The organism is Flavobacterium sp. KMS (assembly GCF_000813005.1).
Taxonomy (GTDB): domain Bacteria; phylum Bacteroidota; class Bacteroidia; order Flavobacteriales; family Flavobacteriaceae; genus Flavobacterium.
On sequence record NZ_JSYP01000023.1, the window covers coordinates 1 to 16,863 of the forward strand.

Here is a 16,863-nt window from a genome sequence, read left to right on the forward strand (position 1 = left end):
TCTTCGGAAGCGCTATCTAATCTTACCTCTGGAATTATCGTCATATTTCCAACTTTATAATTAAGTGATAACGTATTTGCAAAAACACTAGAACCCGCAAGCGTTCCTAAACTTACGGCAGCATCTTTAGCATCAAAATATTCTATTCTGTAAGCTAGCCCAAGATTATCCTTGAACTTATAATATGCATATCCTACTAATGAAAACCACTCTCCATCAAGATCACTATCAAAATCGTTTGTAGTTTTTGCATAAGTAGCATTAAATCCTAAAGAAAATGCATCGTTAATTGCCTTTGTTCCTACAAAATCAATTTGCGTTTTATTTTCCCCAGTTGGCACAACTGTAGTTCCTGGAGTTGGATTTGTACTTCCTGAAGTAAAATTCAAATAAGCACTTCCAGTATCAGCTATATATGCCAATTGTCCAATATACGTTTTCTGACTAGAACCCGCTTCCATTGCCGATTTAAAATCTGTTGGGTTGGTGATACCAAACATAGCACTGAATTCTCCGTTTGTATATTGTGCTTTTACTCCTGTATTAAAGAACGGCCCGTATGAAAACGCATAAGACATACTGTAATTTTTATTATCTACGGCATCTAATAACTCATATCCTATATGAGTACCAAAACTACCTGCTGTTATTGAAAAACTATCCGATAAATCATATTTAAGGAATAACTGTTTAATTAAAAAAGACGGTTCATTATTATTATACTCATTATAAGAGAACTCAGCCGCCCTTGTTCCAAATCCTAAATCGACAAAAGCAGAAGCCTTTCCAAATTTATGCGAGGCTTCAAGTGACGCCATTCCTAGTTCGAATGAGTCCTGAGAATTTGTAAAACTAGTTAAACCGTTTTGTTGTTTAGAAAAATCATATTTGTAATAAACATCTGCTGACCCTCCAAATGTAGTTGCTGGAGCAGTAGTTTCTTTATCTTCTTGGGCAAAAGCAAAAGAACTCGTTAACATCAAAGCTAAAATATGTATTACTTTTTTCATGTTTAAGATGGTTTTAGTTAATAATTTGGTTATAGTTAATAATTGGTTTGGTTATTTTATAAATGCCATTTATATTCTATATGATATCAAAGAACTGCAGTAACTTAAAACATGTTTCTGAGGCGAATTTATTAACTTTTAGATTAGATAATCATATAAAAATTATTTTTTTGATGCGTTTTTGAAAGAATTACGGATTACAAAAATTACACTACTTAATTATTGTTATTTTACATTTTACAGGTACGTTTTTAAAAAATATAATAATCAACAAAAGCAAAAAACATCGACTTTAACACAAAAAACACAAATTTACCCAAAAACAAATAGGGGTTATTGTAAAAAAATAAGCACTATAAATAGTTTGCACCCATAAAAAACACAGGTACAATTATTTTTAATTAAAAATAACAAAAATCATCAATCTAAACACACACATAAAAACACTTAACCATAATTCCTACAAAAAACAAAAGACACAAAATACACAATCACGCCTCTAAAAATGCATTTTAAAAGAGCGAAATCTAACTAACTAAAAAGGAGAAAATCCTACCTATTAAATATTATAGATAATAAAAATCCAAAATGCTCACAGATACAGCATCACAACTATGCATTAATAAAACAACCTAAGGGATCTATTAATAGACAAAAACACTATCTAAAAAGATTAAAAGAGAATATCTCCCAGAATGGGAATTACAAAAAGAAGAGGATTATTTTTGAGCAAAAAAAAGTCCCAATCCGAAAATTCGGATTGGGACTTTACTATTTATTTAAAGCTGACTATTTCTTAGCTAAAGCTGCACTCATTTCCATAGAAATTGCTGAACGCTCCATCTTTAATTTTCCTGACATTGTTTCGATAACTACAGTTGTTTCTGCAAGTTCTGAAACTTTACCATGAAGACCACTTTTTGTTATTATCTTATCACCTACTTTTAGGCTACTTTCGAATTCTTTTTCATTTTTTGCACGTTTTTGTTGCGGTCTAATCATAAAGAAATAGATTACCACAAACATTAATAGAAACGGTGCAAATTGAGTTAATTGTTCCATAATTTAAATTCTGTTTTTATTTAATTGATTATTACATTAAACCACGACCAGCTTTAATTAGCTTTTTGCTAGCCTCTAGTTCTTTTACAAGATTATCTAAAATCCCGTTGATAAAAATACTACTTTTTGGTGTAGAATACTCTTTTGCAATTTCTAAATATTCGTTAAGAGTTACTTTTACTGGAATTGAAGGGAATTTCAAAAATTCACAAATTGCCATTTTCAAAATAATAGTATCAATTTCGGCAATACGATCACTATCCCAGTTTGGTGTTTTATCTACATATTCTTTAGCAAATTCGGTTTCGTTTAAAACTGTTTTTCTAAACAAGTCTTTTACAAAATCTCTATCCTCATTGTCTTTATACAATTTCGGAACTCTAAAATTATCATCTTCTCCAGCCGTAATCGCTTTTAATTGTTTGATAATATGTGTATTTACAACAGGAATATCATCTACCCAAGTAAGCTTATCATCTTCTAGATACTCGTATAATTTTTCATTAGGAACGATTACTTCTGTAAATAAATCAACAATAAACTGTTTGTCTTCTTCAAACGTGTTCACTGTATTACTCATGTATTTAGCATACTGCTTACTCGCTTTTATATCGTTAAGAAGTAATAAAATATAATCGTCATTTAATGTCCAATTATCAATTTTACGATTCTCCATCGCTATACTAAGAGAATTATTTTCGGCTAGGATTTGAAAAATTGCATTTTTAACAAATTTTTCATTTGGATTACGCTCTTGAGGAGTTGCAAGATGTTTTTTGCTTGATAAGTGTAAAAATATAGTTTCTTTTTTACAAATTTCGATTAACGAAGAAAGCATCACAAGATATAAATCCTGAATATTGTCAATACTATAAAAAAGAAACTTTTCTTCTTTTTCAAGATTATCAGAACCGTTTTGATGCATCGCATAAATGGACTGCATTACTTTAACGCGTATGTGTCTTCTATTTACCACCTTGTAAGAACATTTAAAAATTAGTTTGCAAAAATAAGAATTTCATGCCTTATAATAAAATTTATATTTACTTTATTTAAGAATAGTTTTCAGCCGCAGTCGCAGTTTGTACCAATAAAAAAGAGTCGCAGTTTTCAGTCGCAGTTTCCGTAATAATTATGAAAACTGCGACTCTCACTGCAACTCTAAACTTTAAAGAAAGATAAATTCTTATTTTTTGCTATTCTCAATTTTTCTTAAATCGATACGATTTTGAGCAATTGTTAACGCAGCTTGATGTGTAGTTATACCATTTTTAATAGCATAATCAAAAATCTCAAGCGTTGTATTGTAAATATTTTCTGTCTTACGCATGATCTCAGCTTTGTCATAATGCTCTAACTCAGCGTAAACATTAATAATTCCACCAGCATTAATCAAGAAATCCGGAGCATAAAGTATTCCTCTTTCTTGTAATATTAAACCGTGAACATTCTCGTTTGCCAATTGGTTATTAGCCGCACCAGCAATAACTTTAGCTTTTATTTTCTTTACAGTATCATCGTTTAATGTTGCTCCCATTGCACATGGTGCATAAACATCAACATCTGCACTATATATATCATCTCCTGCAAAAATAGTCGCACCGTATTTAGCCGCTACTTCATACAATTTTTCTTCGTTGATATCTGTAATAGTAACGATAGCACCTTCTTTAGTTAAATAATCAACCAAAGTTTCTCCTACGTGTCCAATTCCTTGTACCAATACTTTTTTACCAGCTACACTATCCGAACCAAATTGTTGTTTTACTGCAGCTTTCATTCCTAAAAACACACCGTAAGCTGTAACAGGAGAAGGGTTACCTGAACCACCTCTTTCTTCAGAAATTCCAGTAACATAAGGAGTAACATCTCTTACAATGTCCATATCTCTGGTTTCCATACCAACATCTTCGGCAGTAATATATCTTCCGCTTAAAGAATGTACAAATTCTCCAAACTTACGCATCAATTCTGGTGTTTTCTGAGTTTTAGCATCCCCGATAATAACGGCTTTACCTCCACCAATGTTTAATCCCGTAATAGCTGCTTTGTAAGTCATCCCTCTAGAAAGACGCAAAACATCATTTAATGCTTCCCATTCGTTAGCATAATTAAACATCCTTGTTCCTCCCAAAGCAGGTCCCATAACTGAATTATGAATACCAATAATTGCTTTTAAACCTGTATCTTTGTCGTTGCAAAATACAATTTGTTCGTGATCATCAAACGATAGTTGACCAAAAACGGGATCCATTTTTTGAAGTTCCTTTCCAGTTGCAAAAGCTGCATTCATAGCAATAATTTTTATTAGTTAAAATTACGAATTTGTCAAAAAGACATTTCAAATTTATACAAAAAATATACATACAGCATTTTTTTAATTAAAAAATAACAATCCAACAATTAAATATTTTCTAACGAAAATCCTGTAAATTGCTTTAAATCGACACTTATTAGCAAAATAATTTTATTTCAACATAGAATATCTTAAAAAAATGAAAGAATTACGTTATTTAAACAAATATTTTATTAAATATAAATACAGTTTTTCCTTAGGAATTTTTATCACAATAATCGCACAAATATTTTCGTTATTTACGCCTAAACTTATAAGTAAATCATTAAGTGCTATTGAGAAGTTTGATAAACTCCCAAAAGCCGAGAAAGCATCTGAAGCTGTATTGTCATTTTACAGAGAAGAACTCATACACAACGTTTTACTAATTATCGCTACAACTATTGTTGCCGGTTTCCTTACTTTTTTAATGAGACAAACCTTAATTGTTATGTCTCGTCATATCGAATTTGACCTGAAAAATGAGGTTTTTCAGCAATACGAAAAACTATCTCAGAATTTCTACAAACAAAACCGAACCGGAGATTTAATGAATCGTATTAGCGAGGATGTTTCTAAAGTACGTATGTATGTAGGTCCAGCGGTAATGTACACGATTAACACCTTTATTCGTTTTGCAATCGTAATTATATATATGTATAATGTTTCGCCTCTTTTAACTTTATACACCATTTTACCATTACCAATATTATCGTATTGTATTTTTAAATTAAGTACCGAAATCAATAAACGTAGTACTGTTTTTCAACAATATTTATCGAAAGTTTCAAGCTTTACCCAAGAAATTTTCTCAGGGATTCGAGTTATTAAAGCCTATTCACTAGAAAATCAACACCAAAACAATATGGTTGATTTAGCAAATGAAAGCAAAAGCAAAAGTTTAAACCTTGCCAAAGTACAATCCTTATTTGGCCCATTAATGATTGCTTTAATAGGAATCAGTAATCTTGTCGTAATTTATTTTGGTGGGGTAATGTACATTAACGGAAGCATCAAAAGCCTTGGAACAATAGCTGAGTTTATTTTATATGTAAACATGCTTACCTGGCCTGTAGCTTCTCTTGGTTGGGTTTCATCAATGGTACAAGAAGCCGAAGCATCACAAAAAAGATTAAATGAGTTCCTGAAAATCGAACCAGAGATCAAGAACAATAATCCAAACCATTCACCTATCGATGGTACAATTGCTTTTGAGAATGTGACCTATACTTACGAAGACACTAATATAACAGCTCTTAAAGATGTATCGTTTACAGTAAAAAAAGGCGAAACCTTGGCTATTTTAGGTAAAACTGGCTCAGGAAAATCAACGATATTATCTTTAATTTCGCGCTTATATGATGTTCCTCAAGGACAAATCACGATAGACGGTAATGAAATAAGCAAATTAAATCTCAACGATTTACGCAACAACATTGGGATTGTACCTCAGGATGCATTCTTGTTTTCGGATAGTATTAAAAACAACATTAAGTTTGGTAACCAAAACGCAACCGACGAAGAAGTTATTGAGGCTGCAAAAAACGCTGTTGTACATGATAATATTATTGGTTTTAACAAACAGTACGACACAATATTAGGAGAAAGAGGAATTACTCTTTCGGGCGGACAAAAACAACGTGTTTCTATCGCCAGAGCTATCATCAAGAACCCAGCTATCTTACTTTTTGACGACTGTTTATCTGCTGTAGATACTGAAACCGAAGAAACGATTTTAAACAACTTATTTGAGATTTGTAAAGACAAAACTACCATAATTGTGAGTCACCGTGTGTCGTCTGCCAAAAACGCAGATAGAATTATCATACTAGAGGAAGGAAAAATCATTCAACAAGGTTCTCATAATCAATTGATAAATCAAGAAGGGTATTATTCGGCACTATATTTAAAACAACTTTCCGAAAAAGAATTACTTTAATTGTTGTATAATAGATATTTTTTTAAGATTTTTGATTGCTATTAAATAAAAAAATTGATAGAACGGATTATGAGAGAAAATGACATGTTAGAAAAAGAAGAGATTTTTTCTAAAGTACTACGAGCAGGAAGAAGGACCTATTTCTTTGATGTAAGAGCTACAAAAGCAGACGATTACTATATCACGATTACCGAAAGCAAAAAATTTACAGAAGAAGACGGTTCTTTCCATTTTAAGAAACATAAAATTTACTTGTATAAAGAAGATTTTAACGCTTTCGCTGAAATTCTAGGAGAAATGACTTCTTATGTTTTAAACCATAAAGGAGAAGAAGTAATCTCAGAAAGACATCAGAAAGATTTTAAAAAAGAATACAGTTCTGAAAAAGAAGAAGTTGTATCTCACAGGTCGAGTTTTACAGATATTGATTTTGATGACATTTAATCAAATCACTGATAAGAAGTAGAAAGTCCAAAATCTAGTCAATTTTTGGACTTTTTTTATATCTTTTAAATTTCAAAAACATCTACAATGGAAGCAAATCTATTAATATTACCAGGTCTTGGTGATTCTGGCGAAAAACATTGGCAAATTTATTGGCTTAAAAAATTTAAAAATGCTACTAAACTCGTTCAGGATAATTGGGAGGAACCTGTATTAAAAGATTGGCTCGAAAGATTAAACGAAATAATTTCTAAAATAGATAGTCCAACTATTTTAGTTGCTCATAGCCTTGCTGTTTCTCTTGTTATGCATTGGGCAAAGACTAATAATAATCCACACATTATAGGCGCATTACTTGTTGCTCCTGCCGATGTAGATTCTCCTATACATACACCCGATTCTATTCGTAATTTCTCTCCAATACCAACTATAAAATTACAATTCCCGTCTATTGTCGTAGGAAGCCAAAATGACGAATATGCCACTATAGAAAGAACCGCCTATTTTGCCGAAATGTGGGGAAGTGATTTTATCGACGTTGGCTTAAAAGGACATATCAATTCAGCATCAGACCTGGAATATTGGGAAGAAGGACAAGAAATATTAAAGCAATTGATTGCGAAGATTAACTTGAGTTAAGTATTCAGTCGCAGTTTCGGATTACAATAACTCAAACTGAGATTACAAACCTAAAATGCAAACTGAAACTGCGACTGAAAACTAATTACCCAATTCTTAACCCGTTTTCAATTTTAAAATCTGGTGCTAATAAAATAACATCACCGTCCTCTCCTACCGCGCCAATTACTAGACATTCGCTCATAAATTTCCCTATTTGTTTTCTCGGAAAATTAACCACACCAACGATTTGTCTGTTTAGTAAATCTTCTTTTGAATATCGTTTGGTAATTTGTGCCGATGATTTTCGGATTCCGATTTCTGTTCCAAAATCTATTGTAAGCTGATACGCTGGTTTACGAGCTTCGGGAAAATCATCTACTTGCGTAATTGTTCCCACTCTCATTTCTACTCTTTCAAATTCTGACCAAGTTAAATCCATATTTTATTGAATGATTATTTTGCAACCTATTAATATTGTAAGTATTACAATTAATTATATAACATATATTTTTTTATAGCTTTTACTTTTACTAAAATCAAATAACAAGCTCTAATTTAAAAAATATAAAAATGGAAAATATTCAAATTAGCCCTAACCAATCTCTTAGAGATTCTCAGTTTAACTTAACTCAACCATCTACAGACAAATATATAGAAACCGCATCAAATGTAAAACTATATGTAAAAGATTATGGGCAAGGAAAACCCGTTATTCTTATTCATGGTTGGCCCCTTTCTAATGAAATGTGGGAATACCAAATAGACTTTTTAGTTCAAAACAATTGTCGGGTAATTGCCTATGATCGTAGAGGATTTGGTAAATCTTCGCAGCCTTGGGACGGATATGATTATGATACTCTGACTGATGATTTAAAAGAAATTATCGAACAACTGGAATTGGAAGACGCAACTCTTGTAGGTTTTTCTATGGGTGGTGGCGAAGTAGTCCGTTATTTTAGTCGTCACGGCGGAAAAGGAGTAACTAAAGCTGCTTTAATTTCTTCGGTTATACCTTATCTACCAAAAACCGATGATAATCCTGAAGGTCGTCCGAAAGAAAAAAGTGAAGCAACGGCAAGCGCAATCAAAGAGGACAGAATAGAATTTCTAGATAATTTTGGAAAAACTTTTTTTGGGATAACAATTATCAACCGTCCATTAAGTAATTCCTTATTAGATTATTACAAGATGTTATGTTCCTTTGCTTCTCCGAGAGCCACCTTAAAATGTGCTGAATCGTTTTCTACAACTGATTTTAGAGATGAACTTGACTCTATAAATGTACCTACTTTAATTATTCATGGTGATGCCGACAAAATAGTTCCTATTGAACTTACGTCAAAAAAAGCAGCCGAATCAATTAATGATACTACTTATATTATTTATGAAGGCGCACCTCACGGATTATTTTATACGGAAAAAGATAAACTAAATGCCGATTTATTAAGTTTTTTAAATTCATAAATTACACATAAATATCCAAAGAGCTAAATACTAACAAATAAAAGCTTCTTTGGATATTTTTTTGATAGTTATGCCCTCTTATGCAGAATTTTAAAGTTAAATTTGAATACTAAATTTTCTACAAAATGGCACGAACTCTTTCAAATATGTTACCATTAGGTACTTTGGCACCTCAATTTAAATTAAAAGATACCAATTCTAATTTTGAATACTCTTATAATGATTTAAAAGGCACAAAGGGAACTCTTGTTATGTTTATATGTAATCATTGCCCATTTGTGCTTCATGTAATCGAGGAGGTTGTTATGATTGCCAATGACTATCGTGTACAAGGAATAGGCGTTATAGCTATTTCTAGCAATGATGCCAATGCATATCCTCAAGATGGTCCTGATTTTATGACTGAGTTTGCTTTTACTCATAAAATAGATTTCCCATATTTATATGATGAAACCCAAGAAGTTGCCAAAGCTTTTGACGCTGCTTGTACTCCAGATTTTTTCTTATTTGATAATCAGGATAAATTGTTCTATCGTGGACAACTAGACGATTCAAGACCTGGTAACGGAATTACTCTTAGCGGAAGCGATTTAAGAAACGCCATAGACTCCCTAATTTATAACCGAAATATCAAAAATCCGCAGAAGCCAAGCATCGGTTGCAATATTAAATGGAAATAAAAACCAATCATTAAAAAAGATTGATTAACTTTGCAAATCACAATAATTCATCTCATGTTGAGCATTATACAATTGACAATCATTTCGTTGTTGTTTTCTTCTACAAGAAAACCACGTGTCGTTGTATTAAATTCGCACACCAAGGCCTTCGTAAATTAGGCCTCCGTCTATTTCAATTTCTTCTTTCAGGCGGAGGATTACATTTTAAAATTTAATTATTTATTTTATTTACAATAGGATTTTCCTTTGTATTAAAATTTACTTTTTCCACGCCTTTTACATTTTTACATTTTTCAGATTTACAATAAACATTAATCCTGTATTTTAAATTAAAACAAATACAAGGCTTTTGAGATTGCCTAAAACAAAAATCTCATTCTAATAAAAATAATATAATAGATATGAAACCAACACCCACTTTCTGTTCAACAGATTATCAACTCTTAAGGGAATTGATACTAAAGAGTAAAAACTCTACAAATTCTAAAGAAGCTGGACAACTTGCTCAAGAATTAGACCGAGCTGTTATTAGCAAAGGCGATACTCTAGACGAATCGATTATAAGAATTAATTCGCATGTTACGATTGAAGATGTTAAGGCAAAAAAACAAATGAAAATTCAGATTGTTCTACCTTCACACGCTGACGTAAAAGAAGGAAGAATTTCTATCCTGGCACCTTTAAGTGTAGCTATAATTGGCTTTAAAGAAAATGACGAAGTTGATTGGGAACTACCTGCTGGAATAAAGACTTTAAAAATAATTGCTGTATCTAACGTACTACCTGTAAGCAATTAATATTTTTTAAACACCTCACTCGTGAAGGTGTTTTTTTATGCCTGATTTAAAACAAAAAAACTATCCAGATATCTCACCGAATAGTTTTACAATATTGATTATATATAAATGCTTTTACAACTGAGAAGTGATATAATCTGAAACCGATGCCATTTGTGCATCATCAAGATGTGCTTTCTTTTGCATACGAACTAAAATAGGTTTCCAATCTTCTTTTGTAAAATCTGTTGCTTTGAATAATTTATGGCATTTACCGCAATTGTTATCATAAAGATTTTGTCCTGTAGCTACTGCCGGAGTTAATTCTATCATTTTTACAGGTTCGGCTGTCTCCACAACTTTAGGAGCATCCTTTTTGGCAGCACACGAAAATACTATTACAGCTAGAGCCGCTACGGTTAAAATTCTTGATTTCATTTTTAGTTTTTTTGTAGTAAATATAAAAAAAATCCCAAAACTCTCGCTTTGGGATTCTGATATTACAAAATATAATTTTGAATATTTTTTATTATTTAACGTCCATTAATTCAACGTCGAAAATTAAGTTTGCGTTTGGTGGAATAACTCCTCCTGCTCCTGCTGGACCGTATCCTAAATGAGATGGAATTACAAAACGTGCTTTGTCTCCAACTTTCAATAAAGCAATACCTTCATCCCAACCTTCGATAACCTGACCTTGACCTAATCTAAATTCGATTGGTTTTTTTCTTGGGTAAGAAGAATCAAATACTTTACCGTTATCTAATGAACCTTCGTAGTGAACTGCAACAGTTTTTCCGCTTTCCGCTTGTTTACCATCACCTCTTTGGATAAATTGGTAACGTAAACCACTTTCAGTTTTTTCGAAACCTGCAGCAAGTTTTTCTATAGCAGCTTCTGCTTCAGCTTTCATAGCAGCATCACGTTTGTTACGTTCTCCTTTAAAAGCAATAAACGCTTCGATAGCATTCCATTTTTCAGCTTCTTCACCTACTCTTACGATTTCTATATTAGTCAAATCATCTCCTTGAGCAATTGCATCAACGATATCCTGACCTTCTACTACGTGACCAAAAACAGTATGTTTTCCGTCTAACCAAGAAGTAGGAACGTGAGTAATGTAAAATTGAGAACCATTTGTTCCTGGTCCAGAATTTGCCATTGCCAAAACTCCTGGGCGATCATGTTTTAAACTTGGGTGAAATTCATCATCAAATTTATAACCAGGACCACCTGTTCCAGTTCCTTGTGGACAACCACCTTGAATCATGAAATCAGGAATTACTCTATGAAATTTTAATCCATCATAAAATTTATTTCCTTGTGGTTTAATTTTATTCTCTAAATTTCCTTCAGCTAATCCTACGAAGTTACCAACTGTTCCAGGTGTTAAATCGTGAGCTAATTTTACTAAAATCGAACCTTTACTAGTGTTGAATTTAGCGTATATTCCGTTTTCCATTGTATATTTTTTTTATTGATGAGCAAATTTACGAATTAATTTGATATTCGTTTATCCTTTCTATTTTTTAGATTTATATGTAAGTCCGTAAACTGTTAATGATAATAGTGACAAAACTGCACATCCTATAGTTACTGCGTGCCAACCTCCTAGTTTCCATAAAAACAATCCGTAAGCTGAACCTGCCGCTGTTCCTAAAAAGCTAAATGACATAAATACTGTATTTAATCTATTTCTTGCTTCTGGTAATAACGAATATACTCTTGTTTGATTTGAAATGTGTACGCCTTGAATTCCTATATCTATACAAACAATTCCTATAATGATTCCAACAATGCTACTTCCTGAAAAATAGAAAATAATAAAGCTTATTAACATTAATAAACAACCATAACCTACTGCAATTCTTGAGCTTCCTTTATCTCCTAACTTCCCTACCAATGGAGCTGCCAAAGCACCTGTGGCTCCTACAATACCAAAAAGCCCGATTGTAGAACTACTAAAATTAAAAGGAGAATCTGATAGCAATAATACCATTGTTGTCCAGAAAGCACCAAATTGTGCAAAACAAAATGCATTGATTAATGTTGCTTCTCTTAATAATGGTTGTGTTTTTATAAGTGTAAAAAGTGACTGTAATAATTGCCCGTATGAACCATGAAATACTGGTTTATTGTATGGGAATTGTTTTTGCATAACAAAAAACATAAGCAAACATATTCCGGCAGCAATCCAAAACATGGATCTCCAACCCCAAATATCGCCTATAATACCGCTTAAAGTTCTTGATAATAAAATCCCGACAAGCAAACCACTCATAATGGTTCCGACCACTTTACCACGCTGACTAGGTTCACTTAACGAAGCTGCCAAGGGCAAAATTAACTGAGGAACTATAGAGGTGATTCCGATAAGAAGTGAGGCAATTTCTAATACAAAAAAACTTTGGGCAGTAGCCGCAATTACTAATGCAATTACTGTTGCAAGAGTGGTAATCAAAATCTGTTTTTTTCGTTCGATTTTGTCGCCAAGTGGCACCATAAAGAAAAGTCCGATAGCGTAACCTGCTTGAGTAAGATAGGTTATTGTTCCTGCATCGGCTTCGGGAATCTTAAATTCATTGGCAATTAAAACAATTAAAGGCTGACAATAATAAAGGTTTGCAACTATAAGTCCAGTGCAAACTGCCATAAACATGACACTAGTTTTGGATAAATTCATTTTGCAAAAATACCATTCTCCTTTTTATCAAAACTTAAAAAAAAGTATAATTTTTTCCTAACAAACCTCAACTGCACTGTAATCTTTTGTAAACTACTAGTCTAAACTAGCTTTTTTGCTATAAACTCACAGCTGGTTTTTATAGACTCAATAGCATTTAGTTTATAGTTTGTTTCTTGTTCTACAAAAAAATATTTCATACCCGAAAGTTTCGCTTCTGCAAAAATAGATTTGAAATCAATAACACCAGAACCTATCTCTGTATTTAAAGTCTTAGTGTTTTTATCCATGTCTTTTACATGCCACATCGTAAAACGTCCCAGATTTTGTTTAAACAATTCTACCGGATTAATTTTTGAATATGCAATCCAATATAAATCCATTTCAAAAAAGACTAAATTTTTATCTGTCTCTTTTAGCAGAATTTCATAACCTGTTATATCTCCTAGTTTCTTAAATTCAAAATCATGATTATGATAGGCTAATTTTAAACCTGCCGCTTTACACATTTCCCCTGCTTTATTTAATAATGAAGCAATTTTTCTGTAATCGTCGGCATTCTTCCTCAAACTTTCATCGAGCCAAGGAATGGTAATATATTCACTCTTTAAAACTTTGGCAGCTTTTATCGCAGCTTCAAGTTCGGTTGTATTTCCATCAGACAAATACGTTCCTAATCCGTAATGTCCACTTACTGCTTTTAATTTATTTGTGTCTAATATTTTCTTTAATTCCTGAGGTTCTAATCCCCAAAATTTATCTTTAATCGAGAATCCATATAATTCAACTTCTGTATATCCTGCTAGTGCTACTTTCTCCAGAATTCCTTTTACATCTTTTGGCAATTCATCCCTTAAAGTATACAACTGCAATCCAATTGTTTTTTTATTAGATGCAAATGCCAATGACGGAACTAAACAAACTGTAGCCGCAGCCATACTCGTATTGATTATAAAATTTCTTCTTGAAACCATATTTGGATAAGTACTTTGAATTAAAACTATCTTATTTTTTCAAAAAATCTTCACGAATCGGACTAAAAACATCTGTTAAAAGACCACTTTCTAAACAAACAACTCCATGTATTGCATGCGGCGGAATATAAAAACTATCTCCTCCTTTTAATGTTTTTGTTTCGTTATCAATGGTTACTTCAAATTTTCCGCTTGCGACATAGGTTACCTGCGAATGATAATGTTCGTGTAAAACTCCAATGCCTCCTTTTTCAAACTGAACATTAACTAACATTATCTTGTCATCGTATGCCATTATCTTACGTTTAATTCCTTCACCGACAATTTCCCACTCAATTTCATCATTAAAGAGAAATTTTTCACTTGCTCCAAAACTTTGCATAATCTCTATATTTTTAGTTCTACTCTTCTACTTGTTTTTCAAAACTTCTGATGAATGCCAAAAGACTAACTAACGTCTTTTCATCAATAATATTTCCATCTAAATCTAATTTTCCTCGAATTCCCTGTATCAAAAGTTGTGTATCATTATCAAATTTAGCTTCGATCGTTTTCATGATTAAGCTTAATTGTTCTTGTCCCTTTTCTCCAGACGCAGAAGCTGTTATTAAACCCACTTTTTTATTCGAGAAAACCGTTGTCGAGACACACCATTCTAATACATTCTTTAAACTCCCAGGCAAACTAAAAACATATTCTGGCGTACAAATTACTACTCCAACTGCTGCTATAATTTTATTTCTAAAAACGGTTATAATCTCTGGAACATTCTCATTATCTAAATCTGGATTAAAATGAGGAATACTCTCTAAGTCTTCGAATATCTCAATTTCAAATTGATCATTAATATGTTCCGAAATAAATTTCAAAATTTTAAAATTGCTTGAATTCTTTCTCGTACTTCCAGATACAGCAAAAATCTTTTTCTTTTTATCCATCATCATTTAATATTTAATCCAATGACAAAGCAAATTTCACTGCTGCAGCCGAATGAATTTTTGTTGTATCAAAAACTGGCACGGAGATATCATCCTGACTTATAATCATTGGAATTTCGGTACAACCAAGAATAATTCCTTCAGCACCATTTTCTATTAATTTATTGATGACCATAATATAAGCTCTTTTGGTCTGCTCATTGATTATTCCTCTTCCCAATTCTTCTTTTAATGTGTGCTGAATATAATCTCGCTCATCCTGAAGAAAAGGAACGATTGTCTCGATGTTATGTTCGGCAAGTTTGTCTTTGTAAAAATCCATTTCCATCGTGAACTTTGTTCCCAACAAACCTACTTTTTTTAATCCTTTCTTATTTATTTCGTTTGCTGTAGCTGTTGCAACATGAATAATAGGTAAAGAGATTTCTTTTTCAACTCTTTCTACAACGGCATGTGCTGTATTAGCGCACAAAACAATTGCTTCTGCTCCACTTTTCTCTAAGCTTTTGCAAGCATTAGTAATCAGTTCGAATGTTAAATCCCAATTATTGGCTGTGTTGTTTCTTTGAAAATCATCAAAGTTCAAGGAATAAATTATGCATTCTGCAAAATTAAGTCCACCAAGTTTTTCATTTATTCCTTCGTTTATAAAACGATAATAATCTATTGTCGAAACCCAACTAATACCACCAACAAGCCCAATTTTTTTCATGACTACATATTTATTTATCTAATTATAGCTTATCGCCAAAGCAAAACGGTTTCAAACGATTAAAAAATAAGTCTAAGACTCAAATCGCTTGAAACCGCTATTGTAAAAGTATTTTTTTTATTCCTTAATTGCTAAATTATCTCTGGTGTTTTTTTGAACTGCAATTGCACCAAAAATCCCTAATAAAAATGCAAAAGCATAAAATCCTTTTTCGCTAGGTAAAATAGTAGCGTTCCAAAGTCCAATCGTTAACAATGCAATTGACAAAATTGTTCCAAACCAACAAATTCCGTAGTAAATATCGGTTACAGGAAATCCTTCTAATCTATCTCGCACACTTTTTTGTAATGAGATTACTGCAAACAATCCGAACATTAAAACTGTAAAGTAATATCCTTTTTCATTTAATAACATTTCGGCTCTGGCAAGTCCTACTAAATAACCAATAATTCCTGCTCCCATAGCAATCCATGAAGCTGCGACAAACGCATTCGACGTTTTTTGTACCATTTTTTAATTTTAGTTTATAGTTGAGTTAATTTATTTATTACTGTATTTCGCAAAAATAGCTGAGTCTATTGGTGTCCAAAAGCAGCATTTTTGTCCGCTTACTTTTAATGCGTTGTTTGCCCAGGTATTGCACGTATGAAGCAAACTATAACTTCCGGTTGCTTCATAAAAAGCATCTCTTTTCCCGTAGTTCTGGTCTGTTTTTATATGTATAAATTGCCCTTTTTCATCTTTCTTGAAACTGTTTTTTATATAATCTGCCAAGCGAACGTATTGCTCTTTACTGATTATGATTTTTTTGCAGCTTTCGTTTTCTTTTATATTCGAAAAATAGGTTGCATGTATTGCAGTATTACTCAATCCAGATGCGGCTTTAAGAGCTGTAGATGCTCTAAGGTCTGACCAGTTTGGAGTTTCCAGATAAAACCCTTTGTCTCCCCAACCCATCGCCAGGTATTGATAGGTTGTATCTTTAGAAATCGTGTTCTCATACTTTACCTCTTTGCTCCAGTCCATAAATTCATTACGGGTTGGAACTACAATGTCTGTATGAACACCATTTGTCATGATATAAATAGTAACTTCTTCTTTGGTGTTTGGTTCTCTTTCGACTGTAATTTTCGAAATAGAATAAGCAAGGACGATATACAGTAAAATAAATGCTACGAATGCAAGTAGTATTTTACCAATAATTTTAAGGGCTTTTTTCAATGTG

20 protein-coding genes are annotated in these 16,863 nt (G+C 32.3%); 6 read left to right on the top strand and 14 right to left on the bottom strand.

Translation table 11 applies throughout. The features are described from left to right. From OA93_RS19340 to OA93_RS19355, 4 genes are all read right to left on the bottom strand, one after another. Nucleotides 1–1,010: outer membrane beta-barrel protein (locus OA93_RS19340; protein ID WP_039115483.1), on the bottom strand; the 1,010-nt coding region annotated here is incomplete at its 3' end. Nucleotides 1,011–1,799: 789 nt separating this feature from the next. Then, a complete protein-coding gene (yajC, locus tag OA93_RS19345; RefSeq protein WP_039115484.1) occupies nucleotides 1,800–2,072 on the bottom strand; it encodes a preprotein translocase subunit YajC in 273 nt (90 codons plus the stop codon). A 31-nt stretch (nucleotides 2,073–2,103) separates the two neighbouring features. Next, nucleotides 2,104–3,015: a transcription antitermination factor NusB gene (gene nusB / locus OA93_RS19350; RefSeq protein WP_039115565.1), complete on the bottom strand. Its 912-nt coding sequence runs from the start codon at nucleotides 3,013–3,015 to the stop codon at nucleotides 2,104–2,106. 243 nt (nucleotides 3,016–3,258) lie between these two features. Further along, on the bottom strand, nucleotides 3,259–4,365 hold the full coding sequence (locus tag OA93_RS19355; protein ID WP_039115485.1) for an amino acid dehydrogenase: 1,107 nt from the start codon (nucleotides 4,363–4,365) through the stop codon (nucleotides 3,259–3,261). A gap of 202 nt (nucleotides 4,366–4,567) precedes the next feature. Here OA93_RS19355 and OA93_RS19360 point away from each other — a divergent pair, with 202 nt between their 5' ends. From OA93_RS19360 to OA93_RS19370, 3 genes are all read left to right on the top strand, one after another. Then, nucleotides 4,568–6,346, top strand: coding sequence for an ABC transporter ATP-binding protein (locus tag OA93_RS19360; protein ID WP_039115486.1), 1,779 nt, complete (start codon nucleotides 4,568–4,570; stop codon nucleotides 6,344–6,346). A 69-nt stretch (nucleotides 6,347–6,415) separates the two neighbouring features. Continuing rightward, the gene (locus OA93_RS19365) at nucleotides 6,416–6,790 is read left to right on the top strand and encodes a PUR family DNA/RNA-binding protein (RefSeq protein WP_039115487.1); all 375 of its coding nucleotides are present in this window, start codon (nucleotides 6,416–6,418) and stop codon (nucleotides 6,788–6,790) included. Nucleotides 6,791–6,877: 87 nt separating this feature from the next. Further along, a complete protein-coding gene (locus OA93_RS19370) occupies nucleotides 6,878–7,429 on the top strand; it encodes an alpha/beta hydrolase (RefSeq protein ID WP_039115489.1) in 552 nt (183 codons plus the stop codon). 85 nt (nucleotides 7,430–7,514) lie between these two features. Here OA93_RS19370 and OA93_RS19375 read toward each other — a convergent pair whose 3' ends face one another. After that, nucleotides 7,515–7,850: a tRNA-binding protein gene (locus OA93_RS19375; protein ID WP_039115491.1), complete on the bottom strand. Its 336-nt coding sequence runs from the start codon at nucleotides 7,848–7,850 to the stop codon at nucleotides 7,515–7,517. Between the two features lie 131 nt (nucleotides 7,851–7,981). Here OA93_RS19375 and OA93_RS19380 point away from each other — a divergent pair, with 131 nt between their 5' ends. The 3 genes from OA93_RS19380 (at nucleotide 7,982) to OA93_RS19390 (ending at nucleotide 10,352) form a co-directional block, all read left to right on the top strand. Beyond that, a complete protein-coding gene (locus OA93_RS19380; protein WP_039115492.1) occupies nucleotides 7,982–8,875 on the top strand; it encodes an alpha/beta hydrolase in 894 nt (297 codons plus the stop codon). 125 nt (nucleotides 8,876–9,000) lie between these two features. After that, a complete protein-coding gene (locus OA93_RS19385; protein WP_039115493.1) occupies nucleotides 9,001–9,555 on the top strand; it encodes a thioredoxin family protein in 555 nt (184 codons plus the stop codon). Nucleotides 9,556–9,956: 401 nt separating this feature from the next. Continuing rightward, the gene (locus OA93_RS19390; RefSeq protein WP_039115494.1) at nucleotides 9,957–10,352 is read left to right on the top strand and encodes a GreA/GreB family elongation factor; all 396 of its coding nucleotides are present in this window, start codon (nucleotides 9,957–9,959) and stop codon (nucleotides 10,350–10,352) included. 114 nt (nucleotides 10,353–10,466) lie between these two features. On the opposite strand, the gene OA93_RS19395 is transcribed toward OA93_RS19390, so the two are convergent. The 9 genes from OA93_RS19395 to OA93_RS19435 all read right to left on the bottom strand — a co-directional run bounded on the left by OA93_RS19395 (nucleotide 10,467) and on the right by OA93_RS19435 (nucleotide 16,859). Next, nucleotides 10,467–10,769 (bottom strand): cytochrome c, encoded by a 303-nt coding sequence (locus OA93_RS19395; protein ID WP_039115495.1) that lies wholly within the window; start codon nucleotides 10,767–10,769, stop codon nucleotides 10,467–10,469. Between the two features lie 91 nt (nucleotides 10,770–10,860). Further along, nucleotides 10,861–11,793: a peptidylprolyl isomerase gene (locus tag OA93_RS19400; RefSeq protein WP_039115497.1), complete on the bottom strand. Its 933-nt coding sequence runs from the start codon at nucleotides 11,791–11,793 to the stop codon at nucleotides 10,861–10,863. A 60-nt stretch (nucleotides 11,794–11,853) separates the two neighbouring features. Further along, nucleotides 11,854–12,984 (bottom strand): MFS transporter, encoded by a 1,131-nt coding sequence (locus OA93_RS19405; RefSeq protein WP_240474767.1) that lies wholly within the window; start codon nucleotides 12,982–12,984, stop codon nucleotides 11,854–11,856. 131 nt (nucleotides 12,985–13,115) lie between these two features. After that, entirely contained in the window at nucleotides 13,116–13,988 is an 873-nt protein-coding gene (locus tag OA93_RS19410) for a sugar phosphate isomerase/epimerase (protein ID WP_039115499.1), read from the bottom strand. 31 nt (nucleotides 13,989–14,019) lie between these two features. Continuing rightward, entirely contained in the window at nucleotides 14,020–14,370 is a 351-nt protein-coding gene (locus tag OA93_RS19415) for a cupin domain-containing protein (RefSeq protein WP_039115500.1), read from the bottom strand. 19 nt (nucleotides 14,371–14,389) lie between these two features. Next, nucleotides 14,390–14,932, bottom strand: a complete 543-nt coding sequence (locus OA93_RS19420) for an NADPH-dependent FMN reductase (RefSeq protein WP_346425753.1) — start codon at nucleotides 14,930–14,932, stop codon at nucleotides 14,390–14,392. Between the two features lie 7 nt (nucleotides 14,933–14,939). After that, nucleotides 14,940–15,638: an aspartate/glutamate racemase family protein gene (locus OA93_RS19425; protein ID WP_039115501.1), complete on the bottom strand. Its 699-nt coding sequence runs from the start codon at nucleotides 15,636–15,638 to the stop codon at nucleotides 14,940–14,942. Nucleotides 15,639–15,755: 117 nt separating this feature from the next. After that, a complete protein-coding gene (gene yiaA / locus OA93_RS19430; protein ID WP_035622373.1) occupies nucleotides 15,756–16,148 on the bottom strand; it encodes an inner membrane protein YiaA in 393 nt (130 codons plus the stop codon). A gap of 30 nt (nucleotides 16,149–16,178) precedes the next feature. After that, nucleotides 16,179–16,859 (bottom strand): TIGR02117 family protein, encoded by a 681-nt coding sequence (locus OA93_RS19435; RefSeq protein WP_039115503.1) that lies wholly within the window; start codon nucleotides 16,857–16,859, stop codon nucleotides 16,179–16,181. Between the last annotated feature and the right edge of the window lie 4 nt (nucleotides 16,860–16,863).